Source organism: Flavobacterium magnesitis, assembly GCF_041729735.1.
GTDB classification, from domain to species: Bacteria; Bacteroidota; Bacteroidia; order Flavobacteriales; family Flavobacteriaceae; genus Flavobacterium; species Flavobacterium magnesitis.
Genome location: NZ_JBCFQK010000015.1, coordinates 26,273 through 47,358 on the forward strand (window position 1 = coordinate 26,273; position 21,086 = coordinate 47,358).

The 21,086-nt window shown below is 34.3% G+C and carries 15 protein-coding genes, 1 tRNA gene and 1 pseudogene; 13 read left to right on the top strand and 4 right to left on the bottom strand.

Annotation, left to right across the window (positions count from 1 at the left end):
• The first annotated feature begins 8 nt into the window (after positions 1–8).
• From AAGV33_RS11030 to AAGV33_RS11060, 7 genes are read left to right on the top strand one after another with little or no spacing between them, the layout of a single operon-like run.
• Positions 9–4,244, top strand: a complete 4,236-nt coding sequence (locus tag AAGV33_RS11030; RefSeq protein WP_373392075.1) for a beta-ketoacyl synthase N-terminal-like domain-containing protein — start codon at positions 9–11, stop codon at positions 4,242–4,244.
• The gene (locus AAGV33_RS11035) at positions 4,232–4,531 is read left to right on the top strand and encodes an acyl carrier protein (RefSeq protein ID WP_373392076.1); all 300 of its coding nucleotides are present in this window, start codon (positions 4,232–4,234) and stop codon (positions 4,529–4,531) included. Before AAGV33_RS11030 ends, AAGV33_RS11035 begins: the two co-directional genes overlap by 13 nt.
• A complete protein-coding gene (locus AAGV33_RS11040) occupies positions 4,522–5,313 on the top strand; it encodes an alpha/beta fold hydrolase (protein WP_373392077.1) in 792 nt (263 codons plus the stop codon). Before AAGV33_RS11035 ends, AAGV33_RS11040 begins: the two co-directional genes overlap by 10 nt.
• Positions 5,306–7,702 carry a glycosyltransferase gene (locus tag AAGV33_RS11045; RefSeq protein WP_373392078.1) on the top strand — a complete coding sequence of 799 codons (2,397 nt, stop codon included), beginning with the start codon at positions 5,306–5,308 and terminating at the stop codon, positions 7,700–7,702. Before AAGV33_RS11040 ends, AAGV33_RS11045 begins: the two co-directional genes overlap by 8 nt.
• Positions 7,703–7,706: 4 nt before the next feature.
• Positions 7,707–8,975, top strand: coding sequence for a condensation domain-containing protein (locus AAGV33_RS11050; protein WP_373392079.1), 1,269 nt, complete (start codon positions 7,707–7,709; stop codon positions 8,973–8,975).
• On the top strand, positions 8,972–10,219 hold the full coding sequence (locus tag AAGV33_RS11055) for a condensation domain-containing protein (protein WP_373392080.1): 1,248 nt from the start codon (positions 8,972–8,974) through the stop codon (positions 10,217–10,219). Before AAGV33_RS11050 ends, AAGV33_RS11055 begins: the two co-directional genes overlap by 4 nt.
• Complete coding sequence (locus AAGV33_RS11060) at positions 10,216–10,746, top strand: hypothetical protein (protein WP_373392081.1); 531 nt, start codon at positions 10,216–10,218, stop codon at positions 10,744–10,746. Before AAGV33_RS11055 ends, AAGV33_RS11060 begins: the two co-directional genes overlap by 4 nt.
• A 57-nt stretch (positions 10,747–10,803) precedes the next feature.
• Here AAGV33_RS11060 and AAGV33_RS11065 read toward each other — a convergent pair.
• The 3 genes and pseudogenes from AAGV33_RS11065 to AAGV33_RS11075 form a co-directional block, all read right to left on the bottom strand.
• Positions 10,804–10,884, bottom strand: a tRNA-Tyr gene (locus AAGV33_RS11065).
• A gap of 188 nt (positions 10,885–11,072) precedes the next feature.
• Positions 11,073–11,459, bottom strand: a pseudogene (locus tag AAGV33_RS11070) (TlpA family protein disulfide reductase); the annotation flags it as partial.
• Positions 11,460–11,477: 18 nt separating this feature from the next.
• Positions 11,478–12,260, bottom strand: a complete 783-nt coding sequence (locus tag AAGV33_RS11075) for a DUF4369 domain-containing protein (protein ID WP_373392082.1) — start codon at positions 12,258–12,260, stop codon at positions 11,478–11,480.
• A 229-nt stretch (positions 12,261–12,489) separates the two neighbouring features.
• Between AAGV33_RS11075 and AAGV33_RS11080 the strand changes: the two genes are divergently transcribed.
• Positions 12,490–12,717, top strand: coding sequence for a hypothetical protein (locus AAGV33_RS11080; protein ID WP_373392083.1), 228 nt, complete (start codon positions 12,490–12,492; stop codon positions 12,715–12,717).
• Positions 12,718–12,750: 33 nt separating this feature from the next.
• Here the strand turns inward: AAGV33_RS11080 and AAGV33_RS11085 are convergent, their stop codons facing one another.
• On the bottom strand, positions 12,751–14,295 hold the full coding sequence (locus AAGV33_RS11085) for a hypothetical protein (RefSeq protein WP_373392084.1): 1,545 nt from the start codon (positions 14,293–14,295) through the stop codon (positions 12,751–12,753).
• Positions 14,296–14,449: 154 nt separating this feature from the next.
• Between AAGV33_RS11085 and AAGV33_RS11090 the strand changes: the two genes are divergently transcribed.
• The 5 genes from AAGV33_RS11090 to ilvN all read left to right on the top strand — a co-directional run bounded on the left by AAGV33_RS11090 (position 14,450) and on the right by ilvN (position 21,082).
• Positions 14,450–15,625, top strand: coding sequence for a 2-isopropylmalate synthase (locus tag AAGV33_RS11090; protein ID WP_373392085.1), 1,176 nt, complete (start codon positions 14,450–14,452; stop codon positions 15,623–15,625).
• A gap of 60 nt (positions 15,626–15,685) precedes the next feature.
• The gene (gene leuB, locus AAGV33_RS11095; protein WP_373392086.1) at positions 15,686–16,804 is read left to right on the top strand and encodes a 3-isopropylmalate dehydrogenase; all 1,119 of its coding nucleotides are present in this window, start codon (positions 15,686–15,688) and stop codon (positions 16,802–16,804) included.
• Positions 16,805–17,077: 273 nt separating this feature from the next.
• On the top strand, positions 17,078–18,751 hold the full coding sequence (ilvD, locus tag AAGV33_RS11100) for a dihydroxy-acid dehydratase (RefSeq protein ID WP_373392087.1): 1,674 nt from the start codon (positions 17,078–17,080) through the stop codon (positions 18,749–18,751).
• A 110-nt stretch (positions 18,752–18,861) separates the two neighbouring features.
• Positions 18,862–20,550 carry a biosynthetic-type acetolactate synthase large subunit gene (ilvB, locus tag AAGV33_RS11105; protein ID WP_373392088.1) on the top strand — a complete coding sequence of 563 codons (1,689 nt, stop codon included), beginning with the start codon at positions 18,862–18,864 and terminating at the stop codon, positions 20,548–20,550.
• Positions 20,551–20,554: 4 nt separating this feature from the next.
• Positions 20,555–21,082 carry an acetolactate synthase small subunit gene (gene ilvN, locus AAGV33_RS11110; RefSeq protein ID WP_373392089.1) on the top strand — a complete coding sequence of 176 codons (528 nt, stop codon included), beginning with the start codon at positions 20,555–20,557 and terminating at the stop codon, positions 21,080–21,082.
• The last annotated feature ends 4 nt before the right edge of the window (positions 21,083–21,086 follow it).

Below are 21,086 nucleotides of genomic sequence, written 5' to 3' on the forward strand. Positions count from 1 at the left end.
TGTAAGGTATGAAAAAAACAGATGTTGCTGTAATAGGCCTGTCTTGTGTGTTTCCAGGGGCACAGGATGCCAACACTTTTTGGCAAAATATTGTCAATAAAGTAGATTCTACCCAACTGGCTCCTGCCGACCGAATCGATCCTGTTCATTTTAGCGACAGTACGAATCCGGTTGATCGTTTTTATTGTCAACGAGGCGGATTCATCTCTGATTATGAGTTCGATCCAACTGCTTTCGGAATTTTACCATTAGCGGTTGAAGGTACAGAACCAGATCATTTATTAACCCTGGATCTGGTAGAAAAAGCCTTGGATGATGCAGGTGTTTTTCAGAGAAATATTTCGCTAGAAAAAACAGGAATCATTATTGGAAAAGGAAATTATACTGGACCTGGTGCTACACGTGCCATAGAAATTGTAAGAACTGGAGAGCAAATTTCTTCTTTACTAAAAGAATTATTACCCGAAGTTTCTTCTGCCGATATTGAAAAAGTAAAACACGCTTTTCAGGAAAGAAAAGGACGTTTTGCTGCCGATACCGCAATGGGATTGATTCCAAATTTGGTTGCTTCTTTGGTAGCCAATCGTTTCAATTTAGGCGGTGTAGCTTTTACCGTTGATGCCGCTTGTGCAAGTGCTTTATTGGCAGTTGATCATGCGGTTCAAGAACTTCAAAGAGGAAGATCTGATATTATGATTGCAGGTGGAGTTCACACTGGACAAAACGCTGCGTTCTGGAGTATTTTTGCTCAATTGGGCGCTTTATCCCGTCAACAGCAAATTAAACCTTTCAGCACTGATGCAGATGGGTTGTTGATTGGCGAAGGCTGCGGTTTTGTAGTTTTAAAACGGTTAGAAGATGCTGTTCAAGATCAAGATAAAATCTATGCAGTTATCAAAGGAGTTGGTGTAAGTAGCGATGGAAATGGAACCAGCGTGATGAGTCCTTCTGTAAAAGGTCAGTTAAAAGCTTTGCAACAAGCTTGGGCAAATGCAGATTTAGATGAAAATCAAATTGGTTATTTGGAAGCGCACGGAACAGGGACTCCGCTTGGTGACAAAACCGAACTTCAGACTTTAGCTCAATTTTTTGGAAAAGAAGAAGGTGCTAAAATCGCTGGAATTGGTTCTGTTAAATCCAATATCGGTCATGCGATGCCCGCTGCAGGAATTGCAGGTTTAATAAAAACTTGTTTGGCTTTATATCACGATACGTTGCCACCGACATTATACTGTGAAAATCCAACTGTAGATATGAAGAATACCAGATTCGAAGCTGTACAGGAAGCAAAAAACTGGTCTAAAACGGGGTTGCCAAAAGTGGCGGCTGTCAATGCTTTTGGATTTGGAGGAATCAATGCACATGTTGTTTTAGAGGGGTATGATATGCCTAAAAAGGATAAAGTTTTAATTCTGGCAAGATCAACACATGAAGAATTATTAACCGCTTTACAAAACAATGATACGACGGTAGGAGAAGGAGATTATCGAATCGCACTATTCGATCCAAGTCCTGCAAGAATTGAAAAGGCTATTAAAATTGTTGCTAAAAACAATCCGTGGCGTAACAAACAGGATATTTGGTACACCAATATGCCTCTATTGCAAAACAGAGAAAAAGTTGCTTTTGTATTTCCTGGATTAGATGGTTTGGCGAAAGGTGAAGTAGAAAGTGTAAGCCGTTACTTTAACATCAATGCACCGATAAAAACTGAAGGTGAAGGACTTTTAAATGATGCTTTAAATGTTTTCAATAACTGTAGTATTCTTGATAATTCATTAAAAAAACTAGGAATTGTTCCTGATATGAATGCAGGTCACAGTTTGGGTGAATGGCTTGCGGGCTATTCTTCAGAATTGGCGGAAGTGAGTTCTGTAAAAGCTTTAATTGATGTTTTAAATCCTGAAACCTTTGAATTAAAAGATTCGAAATTCATAGCAATCGGAGCAGGAATTGAAATCATAAAACCTATTATTGAAGAAATTCCGAATGTCTATATTTCCAATGACAATTGCCCTAATCAGGTAATTCTTTGCGGAAGTAATTCGGCTTTGGATGAATTGGTTCCGGTATTAAAATCAAAACAGGTATTTCATCAAATATTGCCATTTCAATCAGGTTTTCATTCGCCTTTTATCGCAGATAAACTGGATGTAATTTTAGCAGGAATGGAAAAAGCACAATTTCAGCAAACAAAAATTCCATTATGGTCAGCAACGACTTTAGAACCTTATCCAACAGATCAGGACGCAATCAGAAAATTGAGCGCTGAACACCTTGTGGAGCCCGTTCGTTTTCGTGAACTAACGGATAAATTATACGCAGAAGGCGCAAGATTTTTTATCCAAGTTGGAACTGGTGGATTAATTGGGTTTATTGATGATACACTAAAAGGAAAAGCATTCAGCACGATTGCTTCCAGCGTTGCTACACGTTCTGCATTAGCTCAGTTTCAAAGAGTTGTTGCGGCTTTATTTGTAGAAGGAAAAACAGTTGCGTTGGATTTTTTAGAGATTCAAACTTCTTCAATAAAATCATCAGGAAAAGGGATGAAACTGGAATTAGGTTCGCCAATTATCCGTGATTTTGCAGCAATTAAAAATTTATCAAAATATATCGATACTCCAAAGCAGAAAGTTTCTGCGGCGGTTGTAAAATCAAGACATCCGCTTGTTCAGGCATTTCAGGATAATATTTCGGATATGATTCGTATGCAGGAAGAGGTTTTAACTTTATTCCAAGACCGTCCGGAAATTTCGGTTTCTAATGTTGTTTTGCCAAAAGTTCAAACTCCAGTACTTAAGAATTTTGAAAGAAAGTTATATGTGACATTGGAAAATCATCCTTATTTGATTGACCACAGCTTGCTGAGACAACCAAAAGGTTGGCACGAAATTGCTGATATGGAACCCGTGATTCCAATGACAATGATTTTCGAACAATTGGCAGAAATTGCACAGGCTGAAATTCAGGGAAGTCAGGTTCATAAAATCATGAATGTAAGCGTTTTTCAATGGATGAATGTGGCAAAACCATTCGAAAAAACAGTAAAAGCAGAATGGAAATCAAATAATCACGCTTATTTGGATATTGAAAATTTTGTAAATGCTGAAATCTTATTAACCTCGTCTGCAAGACCGAATCTTACGTTCAATCTTTCAATCGGAGATTTGTTACCTATCGAAAGAACTCCTGAAGAAATCTACGATATGCACATGTTCCATGGAGAAAAATATCAGGGAATTACAGAAGTTTCAAAAGTGGGAACAAAAGGAATTGTTGGAAAAATAAAAGGAAATGGCGGAAAAGGTTCGTTGTTAGATAACGCCGGACAATTATTTGGCCTTTGGTTGCAATTGACATTAACAAAAGACAGAATTGCTTTCCCTGTAAAAATCAAAGACATTGAATTTTTCGGAGATATGCACGATCAGGATGGCATTTTTGAATGTACCTGCAGCTTGACTGAAATGAATGACGAATTTGCGATTGGAGATATTCTTTTAACTAGAAATGGAAAAGTTTGGTGTAAAATTTCAGGCTGGCAAAACCGTCGTCTGGAAATTGATGCTGCCTTATGGAACATCTCGATGTCGCCTTTGCACAATCGTCTTTCGGAGGAAATTGCGCCTCAGGTATTTTTCTTTCATCAGGCATATTCAAGAGTGGCGTCCTGGGATTTTGTTCTGAAAAGGTATTTCAATCAGGCTGAAAAACAACATCATCAAAAACTTTTACCAAACAAGAGAAAAAGCTGGATGGTAAGCCGTGTTGCTGTGAAAGATGCTGTGAGAAACCTTCTTAAACAAGAAAAAAATCATCCTTGCTTCCCAATCACTTTTGAAATAGGCTCTGATGAGGCTGGAAAGCCTTATTTGATAGGAGATATGACAAAAAATATTCATATTTCTTTAGCGCACAAAGGAAAAGATGCTGTCGGAATTGCACAAAGTGGAAAACCGGTCGGAATCGATATGGAAATTATTGAAGAAAGAAGCTCAGGATTCTACGATTTGGTCTTTACTGATAACGAATTAGTATTATTAAAAGACAAAGATCAGGCAGAATGGACAACCCGTTTTTGGGTAGCTAAAGAAGCTTACGGAAAATTCATGGGAACGGGATTAAAAGGAAATCCAAAAAGATTAGAAGTCGAGAAAATTACAGAGGATTCTTTATGGATCAACAAAATAGAAATCAAAACAATTAAACATAAAAATTATATCATAGGATGGACACTATAAACACAACAGCAAAATTAAATCACGAAGAATTATTTAGCCTTTTAAAAGGTTTTATTACAGAAGTAATAGGCGAAGAATTTGTAGAAGAAATGGATATTACTCCTGAAAGTTCTTTTACGAAAGATTTAGAAATGGACAGTATCGAAATTGTTTCTTTTTCTGAGAAAATCAAAGCGCATTTTGGCGAGCAAATCGATTTCACGGGTTGGTTGTCTTCAATGGATTTAGACGAATTAATTAATCTGGATTTAAGTATGATTATTAATTATATCTACGAATGCCAATAATCTCTGTAAACAATAAAAAGGTTCATATTCAGGAACTCAATAAAGGAGCTGAACAAACTGTGGTACTGATCCACGGTATGTTCAGCAACCTTTCTATTTATTATTTTAATATTGCTCCGATTCTGGCAGAATATTTCCATGTGGTGATGTACGATTTGAAAAGTCACGGTATGAGCGAGCGTTTTGCAGACGGTTACGATTTAGAAAATATGTCATCTGATGTTTTGGCTTTGATGGATGTTTTAGAAATTGAAAAAGCACATCTTGTTGGCTATAGTTTTGGAGGATTGATTGCTCTAAAAACAGCTTTAAAATCACCCAATCGTATTGAGCAACTAATTGTTATCGAAGCTCCCGACCCGCAGGATGAAAAAGCCAGAAATATTATCGATGAATACAGCAAGGAATTTCTGGAACATTATGTAGCCAATTTTACCGACACCACGAAAGTACAAATGGGGAAAAGACAGATGGAAAAAAACCATCGCATGTATGAGTTTTTATTTAATCAGACCAGTATTAAAGAGGATATGGTTAAAGAAAAACATTTCCTGAGTGAAATTGATTTTTCGGAATTAAAACTTTCAACATTGCTGATGTACGGCGAAAATTCTAACTGCAGACCGACAGGAGAATGGCTGAAAGTTCAAATTGGAAAATCTGAATTACAATTAATTCACGGAGATCACAACATTCCGATTCAGGAACCGGTTTTGATTGCAGAAACCATAGCCCATTTTTTATCAAAATCATTAAAAACCTTATCACAAAACCATGGCTAAATTTGTATTTGTAGTTCCACCATTAACTGGTCATGTTAATCCAACATTAAGCATCGGTGCTACTCTTTTGGAAAGAGGGCATCAGGTTGCATGGATTAGTCTTGACCAAAATTTGCAACATAAACTTCCGGAAGGCGGAGAATTATTGTTGATTCAATACGACCAAACCGACGCAGAAAAAAGAGAAAGCGAAAACTATCTCGATATTATTTCCAAAAAAGTAGTCTACGGCATTGATAGTATCAAATTTCTTTACGAAGATGTTTTAATTCCTTTAAACAGACATTGCTATAACGGAATTATTCCTTTATTAAAAGAATATCAACCTGATTTGGTAATTGGCGATCATCAGTTATTTGCGGCTTCAATTGCGGCTAAAAAATTAGGTTTGCCTTACGCAACGACTGTTACCGCTCCAGCTGCCATCAAAATCATGAGTGAACTTCCAAAAGTTCATGAATGGGAAGAAAAACAAATTATCGCGTTGCAACAGGAATTAGGCGTAACAGAAAACCGTGCATTAGATTGTTCAGATTTATTGACCTTAGTTTTAACATCCCAATATTTCTTTGGCGAAATGGATTTGGAATCCAATTTCCAATTTACAGGTCCCGTTCTTACGGAACGTCCAATTTCATGTGAATTTGATTGGGAAAAATTCAATAGCAGTTCTAGAAAAAAAATTTTGGTAAGCATCGGAACGACTTTCGACCACAATCATAAAAAAGCTTTTTTCCAAAAAGTAATTGATGCTTTTAAAGACGAAAATCTAACGGTTGTTGTGGTTTCAGATCCTCAGCTTTTCGAACATTGGCCAGCAAACTTCATGGTGTATCAGCAAGTTCCTCAGTTGGATTTATTGCCGCATTTAGATGGTGTTGTTTCTCACGGCGGTCACAATACGGTTTCTGAAGCATTATCAAATAGTTTGCCGTTAGTTGTGATTCCGATTGCGTATGACCAGTCGCATGTTGCGGGTCGTGTTGTGCGTACCGGAGCGGGTGAACGTCTGAATTTTAACCGATTTAAAGCACATCATTTAAACGAAGCCGTACAAAATATTTTAACTAATCCTGAATATAAAAAAGCAGCAGAAACTGTTAGGAAATCTTTCATTGAATTTGGCGGAAGCTCAACTGCAGCCAATTTATTGGAAAACGCTATTTCAACTTCAAATATGGAAAAACCAAAGTCTAAATTTTTATTTGTTGTTCCGCCATTTTTTGGACATATCAGTCCCACATTGAGCGTTGGTGCAAGTTTAATAGCCCGTGGACATGAAGTAAAATGGTTTGGAATTACACCTTTCGACAATAAACATATTCCCGAGGGTGGAAGTTATTTTTACCCTGAACAAGATTTAATTCCGTATCAGGATGAAATTGCAAAAATTCTAAAAAGACAGGATGACGGTCCCGCTTGTTCAGGTCCTGAAGTAATGAAACTGGCTTTGGAAGAAACCTATGTTCCTTTCGCTAAAATGATGATGCCCGGATTGGAAACGCTTACAAAAGAATGGCAACCCGATGTTATTGTTAATGACTGTATCACTTTTGGAGGAGCGCTTTTTGCTTACAAAAATAATATTCCCTGTGTAACAACAACGCCAGTTCCGCCTGATGTTATGGGGGATACAGAAAATAGTTCACCGAAAATTTTCGAATGGCAACAGAATTTAATCAAAGAACTACAAAAAGAAGTCGGAATTGAAGATGATGGAATTTTTATTCATTCTCATCATTTGAATTTGATTTTTACTTCTCAAAAATTTGCTGATTTTGAAGAAGTTCCTTCTCACATGCAATTTGTTGGCCCAGTGAAAGGTCGCCCAAATCCTGCAGCTTTTGATTGGAATAAATTGAATGCATCTACAACTCCGAAAATATTTGTTTCATTGGGAACATTATTGGTTGATATCAGAAAAGCATTTTTTGAAAAAGTAATTGCAGCGTTTGCTGATCAGCCTGTAACCGTAATTGCTGCAACTCCGCCAGAAATTTTCGAAGAATGGCCTTCTAACTTTATTGTGAGCAGTTTTGTGCCTCAATCAGCATTAATGCCTCACATGGATGCGGTGATTTGTCATGGTGGATTTAATACCGTTAATGATACTTTTACGAATGGATTACCGATGTTGATTACTCCAATCGCTTACGATCATTTTCATATTGCAAAACTGATTGAAAAAGCAGGTTGTGGAATCAGCATCAGATATAAAAGATTGAGTGTGGAAGCGCTTCGTCAAGCTGTTTTTGAATTATTAGAAAATCCAACCTACAGAAATGCAGCAAAGGAAGTTCGATCGAGTTTAATTAACGCTGGAGGAAACGATCGTGCCGTAGAATTGTTGGAAGATTTTGTGGAACAGTCAACTTTAGCTTTGGTATAAATCTATGAAAAGAAAACTATTATTTGGAGAATGTATGTTACTTGGCGACGGAACAGAACCATTTAACACAGTAATTCCATTTAGATTAAAAGGAAGATTTGTTTTAAAGGATGTCGAGCATGCTTTGAATGTACTTCAGGCTAAACATCCTTGGTTGAATGCGGTTATTAAATATGATGAAAATAAAGCCCCTTGGTTTGAAGTTACAGAAAGAAAAATTATAATTCCAATACGAACTGTTCATAGAAAAGGAGAGGAGCAGTGGCAGGAAGAATCTAAGAAAGAATGGCATACTGTATTTGATTCTAAAGAGAATCCTCTTATCCGATTTGTTTGGATAGAAGGGGGAGATGTTTCAGATATGCTTTTTGTATTTCATCATTGTCTGTGTGATGGCGGTTCTGCTATGACTTTGCTTCACGAATTTTTACAGTTATTAGACAATCCATCAGTCCAAATTAATTTAGAAAATCCTATTTTAGGAATTCAGGATGTGGTTCCGAATGACATTTTATCTAATCGCAGACAGCAATTGAAAGCCAAATTGATTGGAAGATTGGCTTCAACGGTAATCAAATGTATCGCTATTGAAAAAAGAGGAATAGATCGAAAAAAAGATTATTTAATTCACTGGAAATTTGATACAGAAACCACTAAAGAAATAATTTCTTTCTGTAAATATCAAGAGGTGACAGTAAATACTTTTTTGAGTGCTGTAGTTCTTCAGGCTTTTAAAAAAACAAGAAAAAAAGCATTTAACAAAGTTTCGTGTCCAGTAGATATTAGACGTTTTGCTCCGCAGATAAAAGACAATCATATTTTTGCTTTTGGGCTGATGATTGTAGTTTCTTTGAATAAAAAAATCAGTTTTGAAGAAAATTTAAAATTGATACAGCAAGCTGTAGAGAAAAAAACATCTAAACTTAATCCATATCTCACAATGATGGTTTTGGAATCAGCACATGATGCTGTAAAGAAATTTACAAAACTATTAAAATTTGGAAAATCTTCTAATGATTGTATGTTTTCAAATTTAGGGCGTATTCAAATTCCCAGTGAATACCAACAATTTTCATTAGAAAATGTTTTTAGTCCTTCTGTTATTGGACCTTTAGGAAATACAACAACAATGGTAACTTCGACTTTCTGTGGCGAAATGGATTTTTCATTTATAGGAAGTGAAGGTTATTTGTCTTATGTGGAAGCATTGACCATTCGTGATGAGATGATTAAAACAATTCAACAACAATTAGAATCTTTAGTAGTATCATGATGAAACGAAATTTAATGATGGTGGAAAGAATCATGTATGTTGATTCTCAAACGCCTTTAAACTTAGTATTTGCAGCAAAAATTAAAGGAAACCTTTTAGAAGAAAATTTTGAAATTGCTTTATCCAAAATTCAGCAAAAACATTCTTTATTAAGAGCAAAAATCGATGATAAAAGTCAAAAACATCCTTTTTTTATAGAAGAAAAAGAAATTTCGTCCATTCCGTTTCGTATTGTGGAACGAAAATCGGACGAAGACTGGCTCTCGGAATCTAAAAATGAATGGTACAGATTATTTGAAGATGAGAAAAAACCACTGGTTCAAGTGGTTTGGATTAAAGGTAAAGATGTTTCAGAGATTCTTTGGGTAATGCCACATTGCATCTGTGACGGTACAACAGCCGTAACATTGATGCGTGAACTTCTTTGCCTTTTAGATGAACCTTCTTTTGAACTGACTTCATATAAGCCGTTTAATTCAGTAAATGATTTTCTTCCTCATGATTTTAATCTAAAAAATAAGAAACGAAAAGCAGGCTTTTATTTATTGATGGCTAAACTTTTCTTTTTATTACAGCAAAAGAGTAAAAAGAGAAATCTTGGAGAAAATTTTGTCTTTCACAGGAAATTAGATTCAAAAATAACAAAACAGATAGCAGAAAAATGCAAAGTCAACGGGATTTCTATCCATTCTTTGCCCTGTTCGACATTTATGCAAGCCTTTAAAGAGATACAAGGAAATAAGTCTAAAGGGAAAGTGATTAGTCCTGTAGACGTTCGTCATTTTATTCCTGAAATAAAGCAAGATTATATTTTTGCGTTTGCTCCAACAGTTGAATTGTCATTAAAAAAAGGCAATCAGGATTTGTTGGAGAATGCCAAACATATTAAAAAGGATCTTTTTCAAAAAATAAAGAAAATGAATGTTAGAGAGCTTTTATGGATGGCTGAAAACATGCATCCAGTTGTAGAACGTATGATTTTGATGTTAAAATCAAGCAGGGGAGGACATGACATTACGTTATCTAACATGGGAAAAATTGATATTCCGAGCGATTATAAGAACTTTAAATTGGAAACCATTTTTAGTCCAAGTGTTGCCTTTCCTTGGTTGAATTCCAACACTCTGGTAACTACAACTTACAATCAGGAAATGGATTTTATGTTTATGTCTAATGAAAGTTTTCTTTCTAAAGAAGAAGCGAAAAAAATAAAAGATAAAGCTATTGAATTCCTTACTTCATGAAATTTAAAATAAAAACAGCTCAACCGAAAATTATCAAAAAGACTACTTTAAAACGCTTTTTAAGGAAGCGAATGATCTATTATGTACTTCCGAATGTATTTTTTAATTTCATTATTGCTTATGCCAGTTTTAGCGAATTGGGTTATACTCATTTCTTTGCAGGAACACAATGCCTGGCTCAATTAACGCTGCCAATGGCCATTTTTTTACCTGTAGTTCTTACAATTGATATTATTAAAAGAGTAAGTGATGCTGCTAATCAGAAGGCGATTGAGTTTACGGTTGATGAGCAATCTAATCTAAAAAAAATAATGACCAAACTGAGTATTTTAAATGGTTTGGTTACCGGTTCTTCTGTATTATCATGTTTGCTGTTTGCTCAATTTATTTTATCCAAATATTACAAATTGGATGCAACGTCAATGGCGGTTCTTGTCGGATCTCTTGCTGCGTTTCTATCCATTTTATTTACTTATTTACCAATTAAAAAATTGAAAAAATATAATATCTTAAAATGTGTTGAATGAAAATAGTTGGAAGAAATAAGCATAAAAAAAACGCTCCAATTTCTTGAAGCGTTTTTGTGGGGAGAGCAGGATTCGAACCTGCGAAGTTTTCACAGCAGATTTACAGTCTGCCCTCGTTGGCCGCTTGAGTATCTCCCCGAAGCCTTTGAGTACAACAGTTGTTTGTTGTTGTTAGCGGTGCAAATATAGGAACACTTTTCGTTTCTGCAAACTAATTCTGTACTAATTTTGCAATATTTTGCATGCTTTTTTTTAACCTATTGGTGTTGAATAAAATAAAAAATCTCCACTAGGGAGATTTTTTATTTTTATAACTTAAATCAGCTTTATTTAGCTAAAAGTTCGATGATTTTTGCTTTTAATTCAGCACCTCTCAAGTCTCTTGCAACTACTTTTCCAGAAGCATCAAGGATAAAAGTGGCAGGAATTGCTTCTACTTTATATTGAGCAGCAATTGGTTCTTGCCATCCTTTTAAGTTAGAAACCTGATTCCAGGTTAATTTATCTTTTGCAATGGCTTCTTTCCATTTTTTAGCATCTTGATCTAGTGATACTCCTATAATATTCAATCCTTTTGAATGCAACTCATTATAAATTGCTACAACATTCGGATTTTCTTGTCTACAAGGACCGCACCAGGAAGCCCAAAAGTCAACAATAGTAACTTTTCCTAAGCTTTCTTTAAGAGAAATTACTTTACCTTCTGGATTTGGAGCTGAAAAATCTGCTCTTCAGTTAGCTGCACCTGGAGTTGGAGTTGCACCAGCAGCAGAAGCACCTGCACCTGGAACAGAAGAATTAACAGCAGCAATTCTTTCTTTGATTTCTTTCCCTGGTTTAGTGTTTTTCAACTCTTCGTCAAAACCTTTGAAGATTTTTTCTGCTTGTTTAATATCAGCAGATGGATCTTGCAACATACTTTGAAGAATTAAAGCACTAATAAAAGATTTTGGGTGAGTTTCTGCGTAAGACAAATATTTTGTTTTAGAGTTAGTACCAACTTCTTCTTGAATTTTTTGGTATTCTTGCATTAAACTATTGATCACAGCAGTATCTTTAGCTTGTTGTGCTTGATTCATTTTAAGCATATTAGCTGATTGAAAATCAATTAATTTCTTTTGAACCACTTTGATTTCTTCGTTAAATTTCACATACTCATCATTGTTGTAAGTACCAGAAATTTTAGATTTTTGAATACTATCTTTGTTAACTTCGATGTTGATTTCTCCTTCTTCTAAGATAAAAGGAATTTTTTCATTTACCGCTTCTAATTGAAGTACGTGGAATGAAGGTTCAGTAACTTTTCCTTTAATTTCAAATTTTCCGTTTTCAACTTTTACAGTATCGATATTGATTAATCCTCCCATTCCGCTAGGATCCTGTGTTTGAAGAATGATTGTTTTTCCGTTTTCGATTCCTTTTGCAATACCAGTGATGATATACTCGTCTTTACCAACTTTACTACAAGAGAATAGTACAGCAGAAGCAGAAAGTAATAAAAATAATTTTTTCATTATTAATTAGTTAAATTAGTTAAGTGTGCAAAAGTATTTAAATTTATAAAATGGCAATAATTTAATTCGCTAAATTTTTGTTATAATTACTAATATTAATGGTTAACTGGGAATGATTCTGTATTCTAGTTAAAACAATAATGAAATAATAATTTAGAAAGCCAGAGTTTGATAATTTGTTTTTGTAATTAGACTGATTTATTTTTGATAAAAAAATGAATACGATTTTATGAAGCGATTAAAAGAGATACTGTTGATAAAAGATGCTACTATAAATAAAGTGCAATTTGACAAAGAATGGTTTTTTAAATTAGACGATATGGCTTTTCATCTAAAAGAAGATTTATCAGAAGTGGAATTTGTTTATTTACCAATGCTGATCGATGGGGAAGAAGAAATAGTAAAATGCAGTAGTTTTGAAGATATCATTAGAGGTAGAAAAGAATTGTTGCCATAAAAAAAGAGAGAAGTTGCTTTCTCTCTTTCTATTTTATCTGTTGCTTCGTTTTGCTTTTTCTTTAATAATGTCGCTAATTTTTCGGTTTTCAATTTTACTTTCGAGCCAGGAAATAATATCAAGATACAGAAAAGCTCTTTTTTCATAAGTGTTTTGTTCTAATTCAACAAAGCGTTCTTTCATTTTGATAAATTCCTTCTTAATATCGCTTGGATAAATTGAATTCAGGTTTCTCAGGAATCGAATAATTTCTTTTTGTACTTCATGCAAATCATTCATTTTTATCAAAAACTTATAAGTGTTTTTTAATTGCGTTTCTAAGTAAAAATCCTTTCCTAATTCATAATGCGCAATCAAACATAAAATACGGGCAAAACACATTAAGTCTTCACGCATACTCAAATTCTTGTTGTTGATGATTTTTTCTAAATAGAAAATAGATTCATTGTATTTTCCAACTCCAAAATAAATACTGGCAATTTTGTAGAAAAACAACATTTCGTGATGTTCGTCTAAATGTTCGTTGTGTGTTTTTAGTTTGCTTAAAATTTCAGGAATTAAATATTCGCTTTCCGCAAAAGTCCCTTCCATGATATGATAATTCAATTTGTTATTATACGTATATAAAAACGCTAACGAAGCAATGTTATCATTACTAGGAAAACGAGGATCTTTAATGGTTTCTTCTAATAATGTTAAGTATTTTTTGAACTTGGTTTGGTACTTTAACATGTACAAAGATTCCAGTAAGTAATTATTCCCTTTTAAGAAAAACACCGGATTTAAGAAAATCATGTTGGAGTTATCATAAAAAAGCCTAACCCATTTGGAAGCAAATTTATAACTGCCTAAAAAATCCTGAACTAAGAAACTTCGCCAAAGACTAGCATTGTAAAACCAGTATTTTTCACGGAATCCAAATTTATTTTCATCTAATTTAGAAATGTGTTTGTTGAAATAATCATCAATATAAGTGTATTCTTCATCGCTTTTTACATAACCTGTTTTAAGCATGATTCCGTACAACTGCAAAGACAAATTAGATAATTTACTGGAAATAGTGTTCTGATAATTCAATTCCTTTGCCTGAATGACTAATTCGTCAGCTCTACCCTGAATACTTCGGGTAATGTATTGTGATTCGATTAGTTTTTCGAATTCCACAATTTCATACGCCATTAATTTTTCGTCATTCTCTATAGCCTGTGTTTTGGTTTTATCCAAAATCTTTAAACTCTGCTTGTACAATCCTTTATTATATAGAATAGTAGCGAAATCAATTTGTTCTCTTAATTGATAGCGAATATTTTGACTTGGAATATTCAACCGAATGCTCACTAATATTTGTTTGTACAAATACGATTTTAAATTCGATAATTGTACTTTTTTGATGATACCACTTTTTAAAATAAGTTTTTCATCATAACTCTCTGATTTGTCTAGAATATTAAATAGTTCAATGAATTTTGTATTCGAACTAGTTTCTAATCGACTTGCAAAAATCTTAAATTGTCGTTTTTCGGATTTAGATAAGGACTTTATTAGAACGAATAAAAAATCTTTTTGATGGTTAGCCATTGTAAATTAAATAGATTTAACTAGTTGATTTTTAATTATTTAAACCTCCTTTGATGGGCTTATAAACAGTATATTCATGTAAAATGAATTTTCTATTCAAAGTAAAGAATATATTTTTGTTATCAAGATGTGAAATTACATTAAATAAATGAATATGAATAGAGAGAAAGTCCAAATTTTTGATACCACTTTGCGAGATGGCGAACAAGTCCCAGGATGTAAATTAGATACCAATCAGAAACTCGTTATAGCTGAACGATTAGACGGAATGGGGGTTGATATCATTGAAGCTGGATTTCCTGTTTCTAGTCCAGGTGATTTTTTATCTGTTACTGAAATTAGTAAGATAGTTCAAAATGCAACAGTTTGTGGTTTAACCAGAGCCGTTAAAAATGATATTGACGTTGCTGCTGCTGCTTTAAAACATGCAAAAAGGCCACGTATTCACACTGGTATTGGAACTTCTGATTCTCATATATTACATAAGTTAAATACCACTAGAGAAGATATTATAGCTAGAGCAAAAGCTGCTGTAGCCCATGCAAAATCGTATGTAGAAGACGTAGAGTTTTATGCTGAAGATGCCGGAAGAACTGATAATGCTTTCTTGGCACAAGTTTGCGAAGAAGTAATCAAATCGGGAGCTACAGTGCTTAATATTCCTGATACTACAGGATATTGTTTGCCTGATGAGTATGGTGCAAAAATTAAATATCTTAAAGAAAATGTAAAAGGTATTGATAATGTAACTATCTCTTGCCACTGTCATAACGATTTAGGTATGGCAACTGCTAACTCTATTTCGGGAGCAATTAATGGTGCCAGACAAATAGAATGTACCATTAACGGTATCGGAGAAAGAGCTGGAAACACAGCACTTGAAGAAGTAGTGATGATTTTTAAACAACATCCTGATTTGAATTTATACACTGATATCAATACAAGACAATTAAACGAAATGAGTCGTTTGGTTTCTGAAAGCATGGGTATGATGGTGCAACCGAATAAAGCGATTGTAGGAGCGAATGCTTTTGCGCACAGCTCAGGAATTCATCAAGATGGTGTTATTAAAAACAGAGCAACTTATGAAATTATTGATCCTTTAGATGTAGGCGTCAATGAATCTTCAATTGTTCTTACAGCCAGAAGTGGTAGAGCAGCATTAGCTTACCGAGCTAAAAAAGTGGGTTACGAATTGACAAAAACACAATTAGATGTTGTTTATGTTGAATTTTTGAAATTCGCAGACGTTAAAAAAGAAGTTTTAGACGACGATATTCATTTAATTATAGCAGCTTCAAAAATAGAAGGTGATTTAATTAAACGATAGTTAGGGATTAAGCGTTTTTAAATGATTAAATTTGCAGCTTTTTAATTAAAAATAATCCGCATGAACTTAAAAATAGCTGTATTGTCGGGAGACGGAATAGGTCCAGAGGTGATTTTGCAAGCCAAAAAAGCCTTGTATGCTGTAGGAGTTGTTTATGAACATGATTTTATTTTTGAAGATGCACTTATTGGTGCTATTGCAATTGATAAAACGGGTTCATCACTTCCTGAGCAAACTTTAAATCTATGTCTGAATACCGATGCTGTTTTGCTAGGTGCCATTGGTGATCCAAAATATGGTATTGATGCTGCTGCAAATGTTCGTCCAGAGCAAGGATTGTTGAAATTAAGAAAAGAGTTAGGGCTTTTTGCAAATATCCGCCCTCTTAAACCTTTCAAAGGTTTACTAGATGTTTCTCCTTTAAAAAGAGAAATTGTAGAAGGAGTAGATTTTGTGATTTACAGAGAACTAACGGCTGGAATTTATTTCGGAGAAAAAAAGCTGAACGAATCAGGAACAATTGCTTCTGATTTATGTGAATATACAGAAGACGAAATTACCAGAATCGCTCATTTGGCTTTTCAATCGGCTCAAAAAAGAAGAAAAAAATTAACATTAGTAGATATGGCTAATGTTCTTGAATCTTCTCGATTGTGGAGAAATGTAGTTAAAAAGATTAGTGCTGATTATCCTGACGTTGCTTTGGATTTTTTGTTTGCAGATAATGCAGCAAAACAGATTGTAACCAATCCAAAACAATTTGATGTGGTATTGACTGGGAATTTATTCGGAGATATCCTATCTGATGAAGCCAGTGTAATTACAGCATCAATTGGAGTTTTAGCATCAGTTTCAATTGGAGAAAAACACGTTTTATTTGAACCTGTACATGGATCTTATCCACACGCAAAAGGAAGAAATATTGCTAATCCGTTTGCAGCGATACTTTCGGCAGCGATGTTGCTAGAATATTTTGGTTTAACCGAAGAAGCTAAAAAAGTGTACGAAGGAGTAGAGAAGGCAATCGAATACAATGTGGTTACAATAGATTTAAATCCAGATACAAAATTTGGAACCAATGAAGTAGGGGAATTTGTTTCTAACTTCATTTTAAATAAAGATGATTTAATGTACTTTAATAATGATAATGTGCATTTAGGTCAATCAACAATAGTATAATACAATGTTTTGACATATAATTAAGTTTAATGATAAGAAATTCGTAAAATTTTATTTTTTATTTTTTTAAATATAAAGGTTTTTATACTTTTGTTGCATCAAAAAAAGAAAATGAAAAATTCAATTGTAATAGTTTCTGTCGTTAATGTCATTGTTGTATCAACAAGTGCATAAGGGAAGCTATTAATATAATTGAAAAATAATATTATATAACTCCCATAAATTGGGAGTTTTTTTTTGGAATTATATCAGACAAAAAATAAAAAAAATAAGATGGAATTAAATAAATACAGCAAGACGATTACTCAGGACGAAACACAACCCGCTTCTCAAGCGATGTTTTACGGAATTGGATTAACAGAAGAAGATCTTAAAAAAGCACAGGTAGGAATTGTAAGTATGGGTTACGACGGAAATCCGTGTAACATGCACCTAAATGATTTGGCTAAAGATATTAAGACTGGTGTCTGGAAAGAAGATTTAGTAGGGTTGATTTTTAATACTATTGGAGTTAGTGATGGTATTTCAAATGGGAATGATGGAATGCGTTTTTCTTTAGTTTCTCGCGATGTAATTGCCGATTCTATCGAAACAGTTATGGGTGCACAATGGTACGATGGTATGATTGCTGTTCCAGGTTGTGATAAAAATATGCCAGGAGCTTTAATGGCTATGGGAAGAGTAAATCGCCCATCTATTATGGTTTATGGAGGATCTATTCATCCAGGAAAATGGAAAGGTCAGGATTTGAATATTGTTTCTGCATTTGAAGCTTTAGGAAAAAAAATCAGTAACACCATTACGCCAGAAGATTTTAAAGGTGTAATTCAAAATGCTTGTCCAGGTGCAGGTGCTTGCGGTGGAATGTACACGGCTAACACGATGTCATCAGCAATTGAAGCATTAGGAATGAGTTTACCTTACAGTTCATCTAATCCTGCTTTAAGTCCAGAAAAAAAACAAGAATGTGTTGATGCTGGAAAAGCGATTAGAATATTATTGGAAAAAGATATTAAGCCAAGAGACATTATGACTCGTAAAGCTTTCGAAAATGCTATTACAATGGTAGCTGTTTTAGGAGGTTCTACAAATGCAGTAATGCACTTAATTGCAATGGCTCATTCAGTAGGTATCGAATTAACATTAAAAGATTTCCAGGATATTAGTGATAAAACACCATTATTAGCCGACTTGAAACCAAGTGGTAAATACTTAATGGAAGATTTACATAATGTAGGTGGTGTTCCTGCAGTAATGAAATATTTACTAAAAGAAGGCTTCTTACACGGAGATTGTTTGACTGTAACAGGAAAAACAATTGCTGAAAATTTAGCTTCAGTTCCTGATTTACATGATGGACAAGAGGTGATTTTTGAAATCCAAAAAGCATTAAAAGCAACTGGAAATATTCAAATTTTATACGGAAATATTGCTTCAGAAGGTTGTGTTGCAAAGATTAGTGGAAAAGAAGGAGAATTTTTTGAAGGTACAGCTGTAGTTTTTGAAGGAGAAAAAGATGTAATCAGAGGAATCCAAGCCGGTGAAGTTAAACCAGGTAATGTCGTCATTATCCGCTATTGCGGTCCAAAAGGTGGTCCTGGAATGTCTGAAATGTTAAAACCAACCTCTGCTATTATGGGAGCTGGTTTAGGAAGCAGTGTAGCTTTGATTACTGACGGACGTTTCTCTGGAGGTTCTCACGGTTTTGTAGTAGGACATGTTACTCCGGAAGCTTACGAAGGTGGCGGAATTGCTTTAATTGAAAATGGAGATGTTATTACAATTGATGCGGTGAAAAATACCATCAACATGAAAATCTCTGAAGAAGAATTTGCAAAACGTAAAGCCAACTGGAAACAACCAGAATCACCAATCAAACAAGGAGTTTTACTAAAGTATATGCGTTCAGTATCCAGTGCATCTGAGGGATGTGTTACTGACAAATAATAAATAACAATATCAATCGCAATACCAATGAAAATATAAATAATCAGTTTAGTATTGAAATTGATTTTTGACATTGCCATTGAAATTGATTTTTTGAAAAAAAATAAAGTATGAAAATATCAGGAGCAGAAGCAGTTATCAGATGCTTATTAGCCGAAGGAGTTGACTTAGTTTATGGATATCCAGGTGGTGCCATAATGCCAGTTTACGACGAATTATATAAATTTCAAGATCAATTGCACCACGTTTTGGTGCGTCACGAACAAGGTGCGGCTCACGCTGCGCAAGGTTTTGCCAGAGCTACAGGAAAAGTAGGAGTTGCTATTGCAACTTCAGGACCAGGAGCAACAAATCTGGTTACAGGTATTGCTGATGCTCAAATCGATTCTACTCCAATGGTTTGTATCACTGGACAAGTAGGGAAACATTTATTAGGTTCTGATGCTTTTCAGGAAACAGATATTATTGGAATTTCGACTCCGGTAACCAAATGGAATTACCAAATCACAGAAGCTGATGAGATTCCAGAGATTATGGCAAAGGCATTTTACATTGCCCGTTCCGGTCGTTCAGGTCCTGTATTAGTTGATATTACTAAAAACGCACAGTTTGATACTTTAGATTTCAGTTATAAAAAATGTAACGATATTAGAAGTTATCATCCAAAACCAGTTCTAAAAATAGAAAAGGTGAAGGAAGCGGCTGCGGTTATTAACCAGGCTAAGAAACCAATGATTATTTTTGGTCAGGGAATTATTCTGAGCAAGGCCGAGGAAGAATTGAAAGCTTTGATTGAAAAATCAGGAATTCCTGCGGCTTGGACAATTTTAGGACTTTCTGCTTTACCTACAGAACATGAGTTAAATGTTGGAATGGTAGGAATGCACGGAAATTACGGACCCAATGTTTTAACTAACGAATGTGATGTTTTAATTGCATTAGGAATGCGTTTTGATGACCGTGTTACTGGAAATTTAGCAACTTATGCAAAACAGGCAAAAGTAATTCATTTTGAAATTGACCCAGCTGAGATTGATAAAAACGTAAAAACGGAAGTTGCTGTATTAGCCGATTTAAAAGAAGCTTTAACAGCATTATTACCTCTTATTGAAAAGAATGCTCACGAAGAGTGGCATAACGAATTCAAAAAGAAATACGAAATCGAATTGGATGCAGTTATTAATGAAGAATTGGCTCCAACCAATGGTAAAGGAATTTCAATGGGAGAAACTATAGAAATGATTAACAAACACTCAAAAGGTGATGCGATAATGGTTTCTGATGTTGGGCAACACCAAATGTTTACTTGTCGTTATTCTAAATTCAATCAAACTAAAAGTAATGTAACTTCTGGAGGTTTAGGAACTATGGGATTTGCTTTACCAGCAGCAATTGGAGCTAAAATGGGACGTCCGGATCGTGAAGTTGTTGCCATTATTGGTGATGGAGGTTTCCAGATGAACATTCAGGAATTAGGAACTATTTACCAAACTAAGGTTCCAGTTAAGATTGTGGTTTTAAACAACGAATTTTTAGGAATGGTAAGACAATGGCAAGAATTGTTTTTTGACTATAGATATGCTTCTACAGTAATGGTAAATCCTAACTTTTGTGCTATTGCAGAAGGGTATTATATCAAAGCTAGAAAAGTAACTAAGAGAGAAGAATTAGATGAAGCAATTGCTGAAATGATGGCTTCTAAAGACTCTTATTTCCTTGAAGTTATGGTTGAAAAAGAAAACAATGTATTCCCAATGATTCCAACAGGAGCTTCGGTTTCTGACATCCGATTAAGTTAATATTATGGAAAATAAAACATTCACCATTTCTGTTTATTCAGAAAACAACGTTGGCTTATTGAACAGAATATCAGGGATATTCTTAAAGCGCCACATTAATATATTGAGTTTAAATGTATCCGAATCGGAAATTGAAAACGTTTCTCGATTTGTAATTGTAGTAGATACTACTGAAAAATGGGTACAAAATATTGTTGGACAAATAGAAAAACAAATTGAAGTAATAAAAGCGTTTTATCATATCGATGAAGAAACCATCTTTTTAGAAAGTGCTTTATTCAAAATCAATTCTAGTTTATTATTTGACGAAAGACAAATTCAAAACATCATTAAAGAAAGTCATTCGGAAATTGTAACCGTATCCAGAGACTTTTTTGTAATCTCAAAATCAGGAAGACGTTCAGAAATTGAAGAACTACATTCAAAATTAAAACCTTTTGGAATTATGCAGTTTGTGCGTTCGGGAAGAATATCCGTTTCTAAAGAGAAAATGGAAGTAACAAGTTTATTATTAGAAGAATTAAAATCATAAATTA

What these genes read in the sequence shown, in the direction of transcription:
- AAGV33_RS11040 (WP_373392077.1), top strand. Translation starts at nt 4,522, where the DNA reads ATGCCAATAATCTCTGTAAACAATAAAAAGGTTCATATTCAGGAACTC.
- AAGV33_RS11030 (WP_373392075.1), top strand. Translation starts at nt 9, where the DNA reads ATGAAAAAAACAGATGTTGCTGTAATAGGCCTGTCTTGTGTGTTTCCA.
- ilvN (WP_373392089.1), top strand. Translation starts at nt 20,555, where the DNA reads ATGGAAAATAAAACATTCACCATTTCTGTTTATTCAGAAAACAACGTT.
- AAGV33_RS11085 (WP_373392084.1), bottom strand. Translation starts at nt 14,295, where the DNA reads ATGGCTAACCATCAAAAAGATTTTTTATTCGTTCTAATAAAGTCCTTA.
- AAGV33_RS11055 (WP_373392080.1), top strand. Translation starts at nt 8,972, where the DNA reads ATGATGAAACGAAATTTAATGATGGTGGAAAGAATCATGTATGTTGAT.
- AAGV33_RS11090 (WP_373392085.1), top strand. Translation starts at nt 14,450, where the DNA reads ATGAATAGAGAGAAAGTCCAAATTTTTGATACCACTTTGCGAGATGGC.
- AAGV33_RS11080 (WP_373392083.1), top strand. Translation starts at nt 12,490, where the DNA reads ATGAAGCGATTAAAAGAGATACTGTTGATAAAAGATGCTACTATAAAT.
- ilvD (WP_373392087.1), top strand. Translation starts at nt 17,078, where the DNA reads ATGGAATTAAATAAATACAGCAAGACGATTACTCAGGACGAAACACAA.
- leuB (WP_373392086.1), top strand. Translation starts at nt 15,686, where the DNA reads ATGAACTTAAAAATAGCTGTATTGTCGGGAGACGGAATAGGTCCAGAG.
- AAGV33_RS11050 (WP_373392079.1), top strand. Translation starts at nt 7,707, where the DNA reads ATGAAAAGAAAACTATTATTTGGAGAATGTATGTTACTTGGCGACGGA.
- ilvB (WP_373392088.1), top strand. Translation starts at nt 18,862, where the DNA reads ATGAAAATATCAGGAGCAGAAGCAGTTATCAGATGCTTATTAGCCGAA.
- AAGV33_RS11045 (WP_373392078.1), top strand. Translation starts at nt 5,306, where the DNA reads ATGGCTAAATTTGTATTTGTAGTTCCACCATTAACTGGTCATGTTAAT.
- AAGV33_RS11075 (WP_373392082.1), bottom strand. Translation starts at nt 12,260, where the DNA reads ATGAAAAAATTATTTTTATTACTTTCTGCTTCTGCTGTACTATTCTCT.
- AAGV33_RS11035 (WP_373392076.1), top strand. Translation starts at nt 4,232, where the DNA reads ATGGACACTATAAACACAACAGCAAAATTAAATCACGAAGAATTATTT.
- AAGV33_RS11060 (WP_373392081.1), top strand. Translation starts at nt 10,216, where the DNA reads ATGAAATTTAAAATAAAAACAGCTCAACCGAAAATTATCAAAAAGACT.